The 13,992-nt window shown below is 37.7% G+C and carries 16 protein-coding genes; 13 read left to right on the forward strand and 3 right to left on the reverse strand.

Annotated features, from left to right (window positions below; genetic code table 11):
- Nucleotides 1-2 precede the first annotated feature (2 nt).
- Both KH893_RS03945 and KH893_RS03950 read left to right on the forward strand, forming a co-directional pair.
- On the forward strand, nucleotides 3-521 hold the full coding sequence (locus KH893_RS03945) for an adenine phosphoribosyltransferase (protein ID WP_010580771.1): 519 nt from the start codon (nucleotides 3-5) through the stop codon (nucleotides 519-521).
- A gap of 95 nt (nucleotides 522-616) precedes the next feature.
- Nucleotides 617-1,282: a potassium channel family protein gene (locus KH893_RS03950; RefSeq protein WP_281164842.1), complete on the forward strand. Its 666-nt coding sequence runs from the start codon at nucleotides 617-619 to the stop codon at nucleotides 1,280-1,282.
- Here the strand turns inward: KH893_RS03950 and KH893_RS03955 are convergent.
- Complete coding sequence (locus KH893_RS03955) at nucleotides 1,279-3,921, reverse strand: YfhO family protein (protein ID WP_281164843.1); 2,643 nt, start codon at nucleotides 3,919-3,921, stop codon at nucleotides 1,279-1,281. The genes KH893_RS03950 and KH893_RS03955 overlap by 4 nt on opposite strands.
- 181 nt (nucleotides 3,922-4,102) lie before the next feature.
- On the opposite strand from KH893_RS03955, the gene KH893_RS03960 reads away from it, so the two are divergent.
- From KH893_RS03960 to KH893_RS03980, 5 genes are all read left to right on the forward strand, one after another.
- On the forward strand, nucleotides 4,103-6,160 hold the full coding sequence (locus KH893_RS03960) for a peptidoglycan D,D-transpeptidase FtsI family protein (protein ID WP_281164844.1): 2,058 nt from the start codon (nucleotides 4,103-4,105) through the stop codon (nucleotides 6,158-6,160).
- A gap of 128 nt (nucleotides 6,161-6,288) precedes the next feature.
- Nucleotides 6,289-6,438: a 50S ribosomal protein L33 gene (rpmG, locus tag KH893_RS03965; protein ID WP_010580767.1), complete on the forward strand. Its 150-nt coding sequence runs from the start codon at nucleotides 6,289-6,291 to the stop codon at nucleotides 6,436-6,438.
- 130 nt (nucleotides 6,439-6,568) lie between these two features.
- Nucleotides 6,569-6,799, forward strand: coding sequence for a YqgQ family protein (locus KH893_RS03970; protein ID WP_281164845.1), 231 nt, complete (start codon nucleotides 6,569-6,571; stop codon nucleotides 6,797-6,799).
- A complete protein-coding gene (locus KH893_RS03975) occupies nucleotides 6,792-7,751 on the forward strand; it encodes an ROK family glucokinase (protein WP_281164846.1) in 960 nt (319 codons plus the stop codon). Before KH893_RS03970 ends, KH893_RS03975 begins: the two co-directional genes overlap by 8 nt.
- Nucleotides 7,752-7,781: 30 nt before the next feature.
- Nucleotides 7,782-8,189 carry a rhodanese-like domain-containing protein gene (locus KH893_RS03980; protein WP_281164847.1) on the forward strand — a complete coding sequence of 136 codons (408 nt, stop codon included), beginning with the start codon at nucleotides 7,782-7,784 and terminating at the stop codon, nucleotides 8,187-8,189.
- Between the two features lie 64 nt (nucleotides 8,190-8,253).
- On the opposite strand, the gene KH893_RS03985 is transcribed toward KH893_RS03980, so the two are convergent.
- The gene (locus KH893_RS03985; protein WP_281164848.1) at nucleotides 8,254-8,430 is read right to left on the reverse strand and encodes a DUF3042 family protein; all 177 of its coding nucleotides are present in this window, start codon (nucleotides 8,428-8,430) and stop codon (nucleotides 8,254-8,256) included.
- A gap of 96 nt (nucleotides 8,431-8,526) precedes the next feature.
- Here KH893_RS03985 and miaA point away from each other — a divergent pair, with 96 nt between their 5' ends.
- The 4 genes from miaA (at nucleotide 8,527) to glnA (ending at nucleotide 12,560) form a co-directional block, all read left to right on the forward strand.
- Nucleotides 8,527-9,450, forward strand: a complete 924-nt coding sequence (miaA, locus tag KH893_RS03990; protein WP_427859822.1) for a tRNA (adenosine(37)-N6)-dimethylallyltransferase MiaA — start codon at nucleotides 8,527-8,529, stop codon at nucleotides 9,448-9,450.
- Nucleotides 9,451-9,456: 6 nt separating this feature from the next.
- The gene (locus KH893_RS03995; RefSeq protein ID WP_281164850.1) at nucleotides 9,457-10,728 is read left to right on the forward strand and encodes a methionine gamma-lyase family protein; all 1,272 of its coding nucleotides are present in this window, start codon (nucleotides 9,457-9,459) and stop codon (nucleotides 10,726-10,728) included.
- 75 nt (nucleotides 10,729-10,803) lie between these two features.
- Nucleotides 10,804-11,190, forward strand: coding sequence for a MerR family transcriptional regulator (locus tag KH893_RS04000; RefSeq protein ID WP_281164851.1), 387 nt, complete (start codon nucleotides 10,804-10,806; stop codon nucleotides 11,188-11,190).
- A 26-nt stretch (nucleotides 11,191-11,216) separates the two neighbouring features.
- Nucleotides 11,217-12,560, forward strand: a complete 1,344-nt coding sequence (gene glnA / locus KH893_RS04005) for a type I glutamate--ammonia ligase (protein WP_281164852.1) — start codon at nucleotides 11,217-11,219, stop codon at nucleotides 12,558-12,560.
- A 43-nt stretch (nucleotides 12,561-12,603) separates the two neighbouring features.
- On the opposite strand, the gene KH893_RS04010 is transcribed toward glnA, so the two are convergent.
- Nucleotides 12,604-12,921 carry a hypothetical protein gene (locus KH893_RS04010; RefSeq protein WP_281164853.1) on the reverse strand — a complete coding sequence of 106 codons (318 nt, stop codon included), beginning with the start codon at nucleotides 12,919-12,921 and terminating at the stop codon, nucleotides 12,604-12,606.
- Nucleotides 12,922-13,095: 174 nt separating this feature from the next.
- On the opposite strand from KH893_RS04010, the gene gmk reads away from it, so the two are divergent.
- The gene (gene gmk / locus KH893_RS04015) at nucleotides 13,096-13,716 is read left to right on the forward strand and encodes a guanylate kinase (protein ID WP_281164854.1); all 621 of its coding nucleotides are present in this window, start codon (nucleotides 13,096-13,098) and stop codon (nucleotides 13,714-13,716) included.
- Nucleotides 13,713-13,925: a DNA-directed RNA polymerase subunit omega gene (gene rpoZ / locus KH893_RS04020; protein WP_281164855.1), complete on the forward strand. Its 213-nt coding sequence runs from the start codon at nucleotides 13,713-13,715 to the stop codon at nucleotides 13,923-13,925. Before gmk ends, rpoZ begins: the two co-directional genes overlap by 4 nt.
- Nucleotides 13,926-13,992: the final 67 nt, after the last annotated feature.

A 13,992-nucleotide genomic window follows, 5' to 3' on the forward strand; every position in this document is an offset into this window, starting at 1 on the left:
TAATGGCAGTAGATTTAACAAAATATGTGGCAAGTATTCCTGATTTTCCTGAAAAAGGAATTATTTTTCGTGACCTTTCCCCATTAATGGCAGATGGCACAGCTTATCGTCAAGCAACTGATCAAATTGTTCAGTTTGCTAAGGATAAGAATGTTGAAATGATTGTTGGACCTGAAGCGCGTGGCTTTATTGTTGGCTGCCCGGTCGCATATGAACTGGGGGTCGGTTTTGCACCTGCCAGGAAGAAAGGCAAACTGCCACGAGAGACAGTTAAGGCTACCTATCAGTTAGAATATGGGACTTCAGAGTTGTATCTTCATCGTGATGCAGTTAAACCTGGACAGCGTGTTTTGGTAACTGATGATCTCTTGGCAACTGGTGGAACAATCAGTGCGACGATCGACTTGGTTAAGCAGCTGGGCGGAATCGTAGTTGGCTGTGCCTTTATTATTGAATTAGATGCCTTGAAAGGCCGGGAGAGAATCAAGGACTATGATGTATTAACTTTGATGCATTTTTAAAGTTGGAATAAAAATAATGATTTGGAAATAACAAAAAGGAGGCTGGAAATTTATTTTTCCAGCCTCCACTGTAATTTTTAGAAAGGAGGATCTCTTTGACGAAAGAAACTTTTGCAATCATCGGCTTGGGACGTTTTGGCGGCAGCGTGTGTGAGACCTTAGTGCAAGGTGGAGCCGAAGTCTTGGTCCTTGATAAAAGTGAAGCTCGAATCAATAGTTATAAAGAAATTGCAACCCAAGCAATAATTGGTGATGCGCAGGATGAGAACACTTTAAAATCGATCGGTATTCGAAATTTTGATCATGTGATCGTTGCAATTGGTGAAGATATTCAGGCTAGTATTTTAGTAACATTAATGGTCAAGGAACTAGGTGTCAAGCAGGTGACTGCCAAGGCGCAAAATAAATATCATGCCAAAGTTCTAAAAAAACTAGGTGTCGATAAGGTCGTTCATCCCGAAAAAGAAATGGGTATCAGGATTGGCAAGAGTCTTTTGTCGCAAAATATGCTAGACTATTTGGATTTGTCACCAAATGTTTTGATTGCCGAAATCAAAGTTTCTAGTCAAAAGTTGGTTGGCCGGACTTTGATCGAGTTGAACTTTCGCAATCGATATCATCTAAATGTCATTGCAGTCAAACGGCAAGATGAAATTATTATCTCACCGCAAGCGGCTCAGGAACTGCAATTTGATGACAGTCTGCTAGTAGTTGGAAAGACCAAAGATGTTGAACATTTCAGCTCGGTAATTGCTGATTAATGATGAGTACGTCTTTTTACTGGTTGCCAAAACCAGCCTAAGATTAAGCAACAGCCAAGCGAAATTAAAGTGATAACTAAACCAAGCATTAAATAAGGCGGCTGATAAATTAAGGTGATTCGTTGCTGGCCTTTACCGTGAGTCGTGATTCCAATGAACATTCCTTGAATCTTTTTGAGGGATGTTTTTTTGCCGTTAATTTTTGCTTGCCAACCTTGGGCGTATGGAATAGTCGTTGCTACTAACTGTTTTTTCTTAGTTGAATTAAAGTTGATCGTCAAGCTGCGCTCAGATAATTTTTTGACCTGTGGCTCCTGGTTCTTAAGTTGGTGGATCCTTTTTTCAACTAAATGATTTTTCATTCGATAAAGCACAAAATGATTCAACCAGAGTGAAGGTTTTTTAAATTTGACGGTTAGTACTATTTCTTGGCCTTTGGCATGGTTGGCTAAATTAACAATCACCGTATGACGAAAGGTTTCATACTGATTTAATTGCCGATTATTTAAATAGAAAGTTGCATTGTCAGAATCCAAAGAAGATCCTAGCGTCAAATAATATGAGTCATTGGTCTTTGGCGTAAATTTAAAAATAATTTGCGAGACCTTGCCAAGATTTTTTCGTTTGAAAATGGCATCTGTTAGTTTTAATTGTTGATTAACATTTTGAAAAACTACTTCATTAAAGTTTTGCGGAACAAAGTATTGATCTGTTAAATGACCAGTTGCGTGCGCTAACCATTGTGTCTGAAAGTTAATTGGATCATCATAATAGCTTTTGAATTGCAAAAGGTGCCGATTTGCCAAGTAAGCAAATGGTAAACTATTTGAATTACGATAAATCTCAGTTAATTTTGTTGTGCCAACTTTTTGATAGCTCTTTAAATCAGGTTTTTCGGTCAATTGATTTAGGGGTTGGCCATTGTTAGTTTGTCCCAGCTGCTTAGGATTAATAAAATATTTCATACCTAACAAAGCATCTGAAATTAGGGTTCCATTTGAATAAGTGACATAATTATCACCATCAGGATCGCCAAGTTGACCATAAAAGTCCGGAATACTTTTTTCCATGGCCGAGCTGAAATAGGAACCAGCATATAAATCATGAGCGATTCCATCATTCTTGGTCCGACTATAGACTTGTCCGGTGCGATAGAATCCTTGATCAAGTTGTTTAAGCTTTTTAGCATCAGCGGCTAAAGAATTTGTTGGTTGTTGATATTCCTTTTGACTTAAATAACTGAGATTATTAAGTGAAAAATAGGCATTAATCGTTACTTCGGCAATGACTGCCGTCAAAAGTAGTAACCATTTAATAAAGTTAAATGAGTGCCAGTGAACAAATAATAAAAACCAAATAATAGCTGCAAAAAAACAACTCAGCAAGAGATTTCTAGTTGTCACAAAGGAAAATTGATTGCGATTCAAATAAGTATAACCTAAAATTGCGGCATAAATTAACAAGCTACTGCTAGCTGGACCCCAGCAAGGCCAAGTCAATTTTGCCAAAGCTCGTCCCGCCAGCAGCAACATCCAAAAGGTCACAATAAAAGAAAAGCGATAAGGATACCAAACCGGAAACTGCATACCATGCCAGAAAAGATCGAGTGGTTCAAAGCAAAGTGATAAGAAAAGAAAGGCTGAGATCAACAAGGCAGCGACCTTTTCCCGTCCAGCAATCTGCTTAACTCCAAAATAAGAAATAAAGCCAATTAGTCCTAATGATCCCAGAAAAATATTTGGCAGACCACTTGGCATTTGCTGGAAATTAAAGGTGCCAATGACTAATTTAGCCAACATTTTAAATGGAAAGTATTCAAATTTAAAATGGATAATTTGTTGAGTATACTGTCCCTTACTTTTTAACAACGAATAAAAGGTTGGTAAGATAATTACAGCTGCCAAGCCAGCGGCTAATAGTGAGGCACTGATGAATTTTAATAATCGGCTGGTGAAAGCTTTGAAATCAGTCCAGTTAATAATCGATAGCCAGAAAAAATATAACGCCAAAAAAATACAGATCATATAAGCCATGTAATAATTGATGATCAAGGTCAAAGCTAAGACGATCGAAAAACCAAGGCGTTGTTTTTGGTCAAGCAACAAGCGATTCAGAAAATAGCAAACCAGTGGTAATAAGATAGCTGCGTCCAGCCAAAGCAAATTTAATTGGTAAGAAACAAACCACCCCATCAAAGCATAACTGACACTTAACATGATAACTTTTAGATCAGTTAATGCTTGGGTTTTTTTGATAAACCAGGCAAAACTGAGCCCAGCGAATGCGTACTTTAAAATTGTGATCAAAAAAATAGCTGCATCGATATTTTTAGCTGGAAAGAGCAATAACAGCAGATTAAATGGACTTAACAAATAATAAGCCCACTCACCAAGCATTTCACCTCCCAGAGCCTTGGAAAATGAGTAAAAGAAACTAGAGGGATGATGGAGCAGCGTATTGCGAAAAAAAGCAAAAAAATCGACATATTGCTGACCTAGGTCAACTGTCAGCAAGCTGCTACTGCCAAAAGGATACATTTGTCGGCTGATAAAATAGCAACTCATCAAAATTAATGGTATAAAAAAGCTCAAGATAAAGGCATAATTGTGTTTGAAAAAATTGCTGATTTTAGTTTTCATGAAATAACTCCTTTGGAATTTCCAATGTTACTTACTATTATAACGTGAATTAAAGAATTAAAGATGGAGATTTTATTAAAATTTGGTCTAAAGTCAACAAAAGTAGAAAGTCTATGGTAGGATAAAAGAGTGTTGAAAAAAAATACCTTACCAAGAAATGTTAATTAAGGAGTCGGAATCAGTGAAATTTTTAAGAAGAAGTCAAGAAAAAAAGAAACGAATTAAATCGCGGATCCCTTTCCGTTTAAATTTTCTGTTCTTTATTGTTTTTTTACTGTTTGCGGCTTTGATCATTCAGCTAGCACATCTACAAATCGCTGAAAAGAATAAATTTGATGCCGAAATCAACAGTACCGACACTAAAACTGAAACTAAAAATGTTCAGCGTGGAATGATTTACGATTCAACAGGGAAAGTCTTGGTCGCTAATAACGCTTCGCGGGCAATTACCTATACTAAACCATTAAGTGTTACAACGACGAAGATGTACCAAATTGCTAATCGATTGGTAAAAGTTGCTGATTTCGATACGGCCAGTCTAACTGCATCAAATAAGGCGGATTATTATTTAGCGATTCCGGCGCATTTAAAACAAGTTGAAAAAGCAGTCGAAAAGCAAAAAGGAAAACTGGGTAGTTCTGAATTGTATCGTCAAGAAGTAATCTATGTCAAAAAGCATAAACTCACGCAGAACTTTACTTCAAACCAAAAACAGGCCGCTTTGGTTTATTCTAAAATGAATGGTGCTTATGCTTTATCAACGGTTTATTTGAAATATAGTGGTGTTTCAGATCAGGAAATGGCGCGGATCGGTGAAAATCTGACTGAGTTACCGGGAGTCAAAGTTGGTACAAGCTGGTCAAGAAGCTATCCAAATGGCAACTCAGTCAAGAGTGTGATTGGAACAGTAACTAGTCATAAACAAGGATTACCAAGTGATCAGATCAATAGCCTATTAGCAGAAGGTTATTCGCGGGATGATAGCGTTGGTTCCAGTTATATCGAATCACGCTATGAAAATGTTCTGAAAGGAACTAAATCAGTTATTACGCTAGAAACACAGAATAATAAGATAACTAAAGAAGTTAAAACTTATGGTGGCAAGCGTGGTGATAATTTAGTTTTAACAATCAATGCCAAATTCCAGCAGCAGGTTCAAAATATTGTTAAGTCTGCAGTTAAAAACAATGCGGGTAGCAATCCATATTTAGCAGGCGGTTATGCAGTAGTTATGAATCCTAAAACTGGTGGGATTTATGCTTTAGCGGGTGTTAGTCGAAATCTTAAGACTGGCAAAATTTCCGAAAATGCTTTGGGTGCAATTAATCAGTCATTTGTAATGGGGTCAGTTGTTAAAGGGGCAACCGTGATGGGCGGTTTATTGTCTGGAGCAATCACACCAGAAAACAATACTATGACTGATATGCCAATCAAACTGAAAGGAACAGCAACTAAGGCTTCTTGGTTCAACAAAACTGGATCAGATAATATGTCTTTGACAGCTGAAGATGCTTTAATGGTTTCTTCTAACTCATATATGATGCAGTTGGCTATGCGTGAAGGTGGTTTTCAATATAGTGAGAATGCCGGGTTAGATTTGCCAACTTCGATTTTTAGCAAATTGCGGGGATATTTTAAGCAATTTGGCTTAGGTGTTAAAACAGGTATTGATATCCCTGGTGAAGCTTCCGGCTTTGAAGGACCAGCTAACCAGAAAAATATTGGTAAAGCACTTGACTTATCTTTTGGAAACTACGATTCATATACGACGCTTCAATTGGCTCAATATATTTCAACGATTGCTAATGGTGGTTATCGTTTGCAACCGCATATTTTACAGTCAATTAGATCAAGTAATAGTAATGGAACTTTAGGTCGAACGGTTTACGAATTTGAACCAAATGTTTTAAATGTCGTTGAAGCAACTTCTGCTCAGTGGAATGTTGTTAAAACAGGTCTGTGGGATGTAGTTCACGGTACCAACTCGTTGCGGACTGGGACGGTGTTGACTGATGTAAAGCCGGCAGTTGCGGCAAAGACCGGGACAGCTGAAACATTCCATGGCTCAACAGAAACGGAAACAGATAGTATTGTCACTTATGCCCCATATAAAAATGCTAAGGTGGTCATTGCATTGGCTTTTCCAGGAATGGCTAGTGGTAACTCAACTCATATCAGTACTGAAACACCGAAATCAATCTACTCAGCTTTTTGGAAAACAGTTGAAAGTAATAAATAATTATCTGTCAAGTAAAATTGCTTAACAAATGTATAAAAAAACTAGCGCTCAAACAAAAAAAATGATATGATAAAAAACGTTGAGGCTGACAAGCTTTTAATTTTTAAAAGTGTTAAGGAGGGGCAAGAATGCGGGTCAACATTACATTGGAATGTACCGAATGCCACGAACGGACTTATTTGACAAATAAAAACAAGCGTAATAATCCTGATCGCTTGGAATTGAAGAAATATTGTCCACGTGACAAAAAGGTAACTTTGCATCGTGAAACAAAATAACAGGATAACAGGAAGTCTCCTGTTTTTTTTTGTTTTTTTAGAAAGCGTTAACTAAAATAAGTATGTAAATGTTTGTTGAGTTGAGTTTAAAAAATATAATTTTTCCTTTATAATAATGGAGGATGTTTGTGTGAAAACACTTTATGATGTACAGCAGCTTTTAAAAAAATTCGGAATCTATGTATACGTTGGGAAACGTTTGTGGGATATAGAATTAATGGCTTTGGAGCTAGATCATTTGCATCAAAGCCATGCAATCGATGATCAAATTTTTATCAAAGCCCGGCTGGTTTTAACACGTGAACATCATTTAGAAGAAGAACGTGAAAAAGAAAAATCTGGAGGCGAAAAATTTGAATAAAAAATTGGTTGGAATCGACTTAGGCGGTACTACGATCAAATTTGCGATTTTGACCGTCAATGGTGAAATTCAGCAAAAGTGGAGTGTCGCAACAAACATTTTAGATGAGGGCAGTCATATCGTACCAGATATTGTTGCATCGTTACAACATCATTTGAAACTCTATCAAATGACAGCCGATCAATTTACGGGAATTGGAATGGGTTCTCCCGGAACAGTTGATTTAAAAAAGGGGACTGTCATTGGAGCTTATAATTTAAATTGGAAAACATTACAGCCAGTCAAAGAAGTTATTGAAGATAAGCTTGGGATCCCATTTACAGTCGACAACGATGCCAATGTAGCTGCTTTAGGAGAACAATGGAAAGGCGCTGGTGAAAATGATGCGGATGTAGTTTTCATTACACTGGGAACTGGTGTTGGCGGTGGAATTATCAGTAATGGTCAATTAATTCATGGGGTGCAGGCTGCTGGTGAAATTGGACATATGAACGTTGAACCAAATGGATACTTATGTACTTGTGGCAATCATGGATGCTTAGAAACATATGCTTCGGCAACTGGAATTGTTCGAGTGGCACATGATTTAGCTGAAGAATACGCTGGTTCAGCGCAGTTAAAACAGCAATTAGATAATGGAGAGGACGTTTCTGCTAAAACAGTTTTTGATTTAGCTAAAGTCGATGATCAACTGGCTTTGATGGTTGTTGATCGAGTTTGCTCCTATCTTGGTAGAGCTTGTGCAAATATTGGCAATCTGCTTGACCCGTCGGCAATTGTAATCGGCGGAGGAGTTAGTGCTGCTGGAGAGTTTTTATTGAGGAAAGTTGATCAATCTTTTCAACAGTATGCTTTTCCGACTGTGCGGCAGACAACTAAATTAAAATTGGCACAGTTAGGCAATGATGCGGGTGTGATCGGTGCAGCATCATTAGCTTTAAAGTTTAAATAGTTGGATTAGTAAGAAGAGGTGATTATAGGTTTGTTGGCGGCAGTTTCGGTTTGGATAATTTTAAATATTGTATTGGCACTGATTATCCTGGGCTTCTTGGTATATCAATTATATATCTGGTGGCGTGGGAAAAAGGTTGCAACGATTTTGGTCAATGATGATTTTAAGGCAGGAATGCACAAAGCACAGATCATTGATTTGCGTGAAAAAAATAATTTTGATAGTGGTCATATTTTAGGTGCACGAAATATGCCTTTTAGTCAATTTAAAATTTTACGTGAGTCCTTAAGGAAAGATATGCCGATTTATTTATATGATCAGGGCAAAGCTTTGAGTGTTAGAGCAGCTGTTCAGTTGTATAAATTAGGGTATCGAAAACTTTATATTTTAAAAGATGGCTTTGAACATTGGGACGGGAAAGTTAAGAAGTCAAATTGATTTAATTACTGAATAAAAAAGGCCTGGATTTTGTCCTGGCCTTTTTAGTACACCCGGGAAATGATTAACCTTGGTGTGCAGAGTGCATTTTGTGAAGTGTACGTCTTTTTTGATCATCGACCATGGCTTCTTTTGCTTCAATTGGGTCAACAACGTTTTTCTTAAAAGCATAAAGACAGCCGGCTACTGTTCCAATAGCAGTTACCAAACCAAAAACAAAGCCTTTTTTAAAAGTGTTCATTTAAGTTTCCTCCAATCGGTTCGATTTAACTTTATTATGAATGAATTTAGCAAAAATATCCAGTTAAATGAGATTTACATTGAGGAGGTTGAAAACATTACCACTAAACTCTTATTGATTGTTGGACCAACAGCAGTCGGAAAAACTGACCTTTCATTGAAAATAGCGCAAAAATTTAATGGAGAAATAATTTCTGGCGATTCAATGCAGATTTATCGAAATTTAGATATTGGTACAGCCAAAGTTTCAATGACCGAAAGAAAAATTATTAAGCACTATTTGATCGATATCTGTCAGGTTGATCAAAGTTATTCAGTAGCTGATTTTATTGACCAGTGTCAATTCATCATTGATTTGATCAAACAAAAGCATAAACTACCGATGATCGTTGGGGGAACAGGATTTTATTTACAAGCTTTATTGGATAATTTTCATTTAGGTGGGATTCAATCAACTGGTAAAGTGGAATTGCGAAGAAAATGGGAAGCTTTTGCTCAGGCTGAAGGAAAAGATGCCCTTTGGCAGAAATTGAATAAAATTGATCCATTAGCTGCAAAAAAGATTCCTCCAGCAAATCAAAGGCGCATTATTCGAGCTTTGGAAGTCCAACAGCTCACAAACAAGCTTTTTTCAGCTCAACATGATTTTAGACAGTCAAATTTTGATCCGCTGATTTTAGGCTTGAATTTTGATCGTCAATTACTTTATCAACGAATAAATCAGCGAGTTGACTTGATGTTCCAACAAGGACTATTAGCAGAAGCTCGCTGGTTATATGATCAAGGGCCTGGTTTACCTGCTGGCAAAGGGATCGGTTATAAGGAATTGTTCCCATATTTTGCTGGGCAGACAACTTTAGCAGATGCCAAGGAATTGATCAAAAAGAATTCTCGTCATTACGCAAAGCGGCAGTTAACTTGGTTTCGCAACAAAATGAAAGTGACGTGGCTTGATCCAACTGACACGGATTTTGAAAAACAAGCTTTCGACAAAATTGATAAATGGCTTCAGAAAGGATAGAGAAAGATGAATTTATGGATGAAAGATTTTCCTGCCAGTTTACAGGAAAGAATTTTAAAAACGGATCAATTGATCCAGCCAAGGCTTGAGAAAATTGATCAACAGGTTTTATACAATCAAGAACGGGTTTTAGAGTGCTTCAAAAATCATTGGGTGGCCGAAGAAGACTTTGCTGGTTCAACTGGTTATGGATATGATGATCTAGGCCGGAGCAAATTAGAAGCGATTTATGCAGAGTATTTTCGAACTGAAGATGCCATGGTCAAACCGCAAATGATGTCAGGTACTCATGCTATTACCACCGCTTTTTTTGCAATTTTACGCCCTAATGACAAACTATTTTATTTAACTGGAATGCCTTATGATACGATTCAACAGGTAATTGGTTTGGTCGGCAATGAGCCAGGAGCTTTAAAAGACTTCCAAATTGATTTTGATTACCAGCCATTGCTTGACAATGGTGAAGTTGATTTTGCTGGTGCAAAAGAGAAACTTAAAGATCCGGCAATCAAGCTGGTTACCCTACAGCGTTCCCGTGGTTATGCAATCCGCAAGAGTTTTACGGTTGCTAAGCTGAAAAAGATGATTGAATTTGTGCGTCAAATTAGACCAGATGTTGTGATTTTTATTGACAATTGTTATGGTGAATTTTCAGAAATTCATGAACCAACTGAATACGGGGCAGATTTAATGGCGGGATCTTTGTATAAAAATGCTGGTGGTGGAATTGCCAAAACTGGTGCCTATTTAGTTGGCAGAAAAGATTTGATTAAATTAGCAGGCAATCGTTTAAATGTACCAGGAGCGGGAAAATCTGAAGGGGCAACGATTGGCCAGATTCGTGATATGTATCAGGGATTTTTCGTTGCGCCGCATGTTACCGGTGAAGCAATCAAAGGGGCAATTTTTGCGAGTGCTTTGCTAGCGAGCCTTGGGTTGCATGTTTCTCCACGTTGGGATGAACCGCGAACAGATCTGGTTCAAACGGTTACCCTGGGCTCACCAGAAAAAATGATTCAATTTTGCAGTGCGATTCAACATTATTCGCCAGTTAATGCTTTCGTTGATCCGGTTCCTAGTAAAATGGATGGCTATAAAGACCAAGAGATTATGGCTTCTGGCAGTTTTACTGAAGGTTCAACAATTGAACTTTCTTGTGACGGACCGATGCGACCACCGTATGCTTTATACATTCAAGGAGGGTTAACTTACGCACACGTAAAAGTTGCGATTTGTAAGGCAACGGAGGAAACTTTCTTTAAAAATAAAAACATGTAAGAAAAACTAACATTGAGTGTTGACAAGCAGTTGCTCGCTTGCTATGATTAATGCGTAGTTTAGAGGAGGGTTGTTATGAAAGAGAAAGAACTTAGACGGTCGCAAGCTGTTTTGCCGATTGGAACAGTTATGAAATTAACTAAGCTTTCTGCGCGTCAAATTCGTTATTACGAAGAGCAAGAATTAGTTAAGCCACAACGCAATGAAGGAAATCGTCGGATGTATTCATTAAATGATATTGATCGTTTGCTGGAAATTAAAGATTACCTTGATGAGGGAATCAATATGGCAGGTATCAAGCACATTTATGAAGAAAAAGAACGAAAACAGGCGGAAAAGCAAGCTCAGTTGCAAAAGCCTTTAATTGATGCTGATGTTCGCCGCATCTTACGCGATGAGTTCATGTCAATCGGTGGCTTAAGCAAGCAAAGTCTTTCTTTTAAACATAACAGAAACTTCTAAAATTTGATAATAGGGAGCGATTCGCAATGGCAAAGCCTAACTACACAAAAGACGATATTCGTCGCATGGTCAAAGAAGAAAATGTTAAGTTTCTTCGATTAATGTTTACCGATCTATATGGCGTGATCAAAAATGTTGAGGTCCCAGTAAGTCAATTGGATAAATTGCTTGATAATAAACTAATGTTTGATGGTTCATCAATTGATGGATTTGTTCGAATTGAAGAAAGTGATATGTGGCTTTATCCGGACTTGTCGACTTGGATGATTTTCCCATGGGGTAATGAGCATGGAAAAATTGCTCGAATCATTTGTGAAGTTTATAATGCTGATCGAACACCATTTGCTGGTGATCCGCGTAATAACTTGATCCGAGTTTTAAATGAAATGAAGAAACTTGGTTTTACTGATTTCAATATTGGACCGGAACCAGAATTCTTCCTGTTCAAGCTTGATCCAGAAACTGGCAAACCAACTTTGAATCTGAATGATAAAGGCAGCTATTTTGACTTAGCACCAGTTGATTTAGGCGAAAATTGTCGACGTGACATTGTTCTTGAGCTCGAAAATATGGGCTTTGATGTTGAAGCTTCTCACCATGAAGTCGCTCCTGGACAACATGAAATTGATTTTAAATATGCTGATGCCTTGCAAGCATGTGATAATATTCAAACTTTCAAATTAGTTGTTAAAACTGTTGCTCGCAAACACGGCTTGCATGCAACTTTCATGCCAAAGCCACTTGATCGAATCAATGGTTCAGGAATGCATATCAATATGTCACTCTTTACAAAAGATGGCAATGCTTTCTACGATGAAAATGGCGATATGCAATTATCTGAAACGGCACATTACTTCTTAGGTGGTTTATTGAAACATGCTCGCGGGTTTACGGCGGTTACTAACCCAATTGTTAACTCGTATAAACGTTTAGTCCCAGGCTATGAAGCACCAGTCTATGTTGCTTGGTCAGGTCGCAACCGTTCACCGTTAGTTCGGGTGCCGATTGCCCGTGGCTTATCGACTCGTTTGGAATTAAGAAGTGTTGATCCATCAGCCAATCCATATATGGCAATTGCTGCTATTTTGGAAGCTGGCTTGGACGGATTGCGCAGTAAGCTCGAAGCTCCAAAACCAGTTGATCGCAATATTTATCGGATGGATGATGAAGAACGCAAAGCAAATGGAATTGTTGATTTACCATCAACTTTGCACAACGCAATCAAAGCTTTACAACAGGATGAAGTGATTGCTAAGGCATTAGGTCCACATTTGTATCAGAACTTTGTGGAAGGTAAGAAACTTGAATGGGGAGCTTATCGCCAAGAAGTTTCACAATGGGAACGTGACCAGTATTTGGAGTTATACTAAAAGAAAAAAACAAGAGCAATTACTTGCTCTTGTTTTTTTACGCTTAAATAAGCTTCAAAAATTTAATGTTTTTGAATGTGACGAGTGTTGGAATTGCATTTTGATCAACTAATAAAAAAGTTTGCGGTCGATGAAGGCTAGACCTTAATTTTCCAGTGACGGCGTGTTCATTACCAACAGCGTCTTGCAGCCAGATAGTGATAGTTTTGTTTTTCTGAAAAGCCTGCTGAATGAATAGTTTAATCTGGAAGTCAGGCATTTGGGGATGCAGTTTGGAATTTGGATTAAAATTAACCGTGGCTAGATTTCTTTGGACGACAGCAGTAAATTTTTGCCAATTATTTTGCTGAATATCGATCATGACTTTTTCTCCTTTCAGAACACATGTTCGCATTAATATTATATGAACATGTGTTCGCAAAAGTCAAGCAGAATTAGTCAAACCTAAGGGATTTTTTTTAAGGTAGACTTGAAAAAAACTGGCAAAAAGTACATTATAGAGTTAATAACTTTTTTTAGAGGAGAATCAAGTAAGATGTCAAAAAGGGGAATGTTGATTGTTTTGTCCGGCCCTTCTGGAGTTGGTAAAGGAACGGTCAGAAAAGCAATTTTCGCACAGGATAATAACAAGTTTCATTATTCAATATCAATGACGACTAGGAAAATGAGACCTGGGGAAGTTAACGGGAAGGATTATTATTTTGTTAACAAAAAGGAGTTTGAAGCTGAAATTTCGGCTGGTCAGATGTTAGAATATGCTCAGTATGTTGACAACTATTATGGTACCCCTTTAAAATATGTTAATGAGATGCTTGATGCTGGCAAAGATGTTTTTTTGGAAATTGAAGTTAATGGAGCAATGCAGGTCAGAAAAAAATGTCCAGATGGTTTGTTTATTTTCTTAACGCCGCCTGATTTGATGGAACTGCGGCATCGGATTATTGAACGTGGGACAGATGATTTAGCAACTATTGATAAGCGGATGCATAAGGCAGTTGGTGAAATCGAAATGATGCAAAATTATGATTATGCAGTTGTTAATGATGAAGTTTTGGCGGCAGTCGAGAAAATTAAAACAATTATTCGTGCTGAACGTTGGCGAGTTAAGCGGTTTTTGCCAGACTATAAGAAACAATTAGGAGATGTTTTAAAATGATTCTTTATCCATCAGTTGATGACCTTTTGGAAAAAGTTGACTCACGTTATATGTTGGTGATGTTGGCCAGTAAACGTGCGCATGAGTTGGATGCAGGGGCTTTACCGCTCCTGACTAAATATCAGTCAGTTAAAAGCGTTGGAAGAGCGCTTGAGGAGATTGCTGCTGGTAAATTAGTGATCGATCCCGAAGAAAAGGAAAAATTGTAATTGCTGATTTAAATCAGGCTTAAAGCTGACATCTAATAAGACGCCAGCTTTTTTATTTAGCCTTTTC

It is taken from the genome of Liquorilactobacillus sicerae (genome assembly GCF_029916425.1).
Taxonomy (GTDB): domain Bacteria; phylum Bacillota; class Bacilli; order Lactobacillales; family Lactobacillaceae; genus Liquorilactobacillus; species Liquorilactobacillus sicerae.

Bases quoted from the DNA above. Each gene is read 5' to 3' on its own strand.
- rpoZ (WP_281164855.1), top strand. From the start codon at position 13,713: ATGATTCTTTATCCATCAGTTGATGACCTTTTGGAAAAAGTTGACTCA.
- rpmG (WP_010580767.1), top strand. From the start codon at position 6,289: ATGCGGGTCAACATTACATTGGAATGTACCGAATGCCACGAACGGACT.
- KH893_RS04010 (WP_281164853.1), bottom strand. From the start codon at position 12,921: ATGATCGATATTCAGCAAAATAATTGGCAAAAATTTACTGCTGTCGTC.
- gmk (WP_281164854.1), top strand. From the start codon at position 13,096: ATGTCAAAAAGGGGAATGTTGATTGTTTTGTCCGGCCCTTCTGGAGTT.
- KH893_RS04000 (WP_281164851.1), top strand. From the start codon at position 10,804: ATGAAAGAGAAAGAACTTAGACGGTCGCAAGCTGTTTTGCCGATTGGA.
- KH893_RS03985 (WP_281164848.1), bottom strand. From the start codon at position 8,430: ATGAACACTTTTAAAAAAGGCTTTGTTTTTGGTTTGGTAACTGCTATT.
- glnA (WP_281164852.1), top strand. From the start codon at position 11,217: ATGGCAAAGCCTAACTACACAAAAGACGATATTCGTCGCATGGTCAAA.
- KH893_RS03945 (WP_010580771.1), top strand. From the start codon at position 3: ATGGCAGTAGATTTAACAAAATATGTGGCAAGTATTCCTGATTTTCCT.
- KH893_RS03995 (WP_281164850.1), top strand. From the start codon at position 9,457: ATGAATTTATGGATGAAAGATTTTCCTGCCAGTTTACAGGAAAGAATT.
- KH893_RS03955 (WP_281164843.1), bottom strand. From the start codon at position 3,921: ATGAAAACTAAAATCAGCAATTTTTTCAAACACAATTATGCCTTTATC.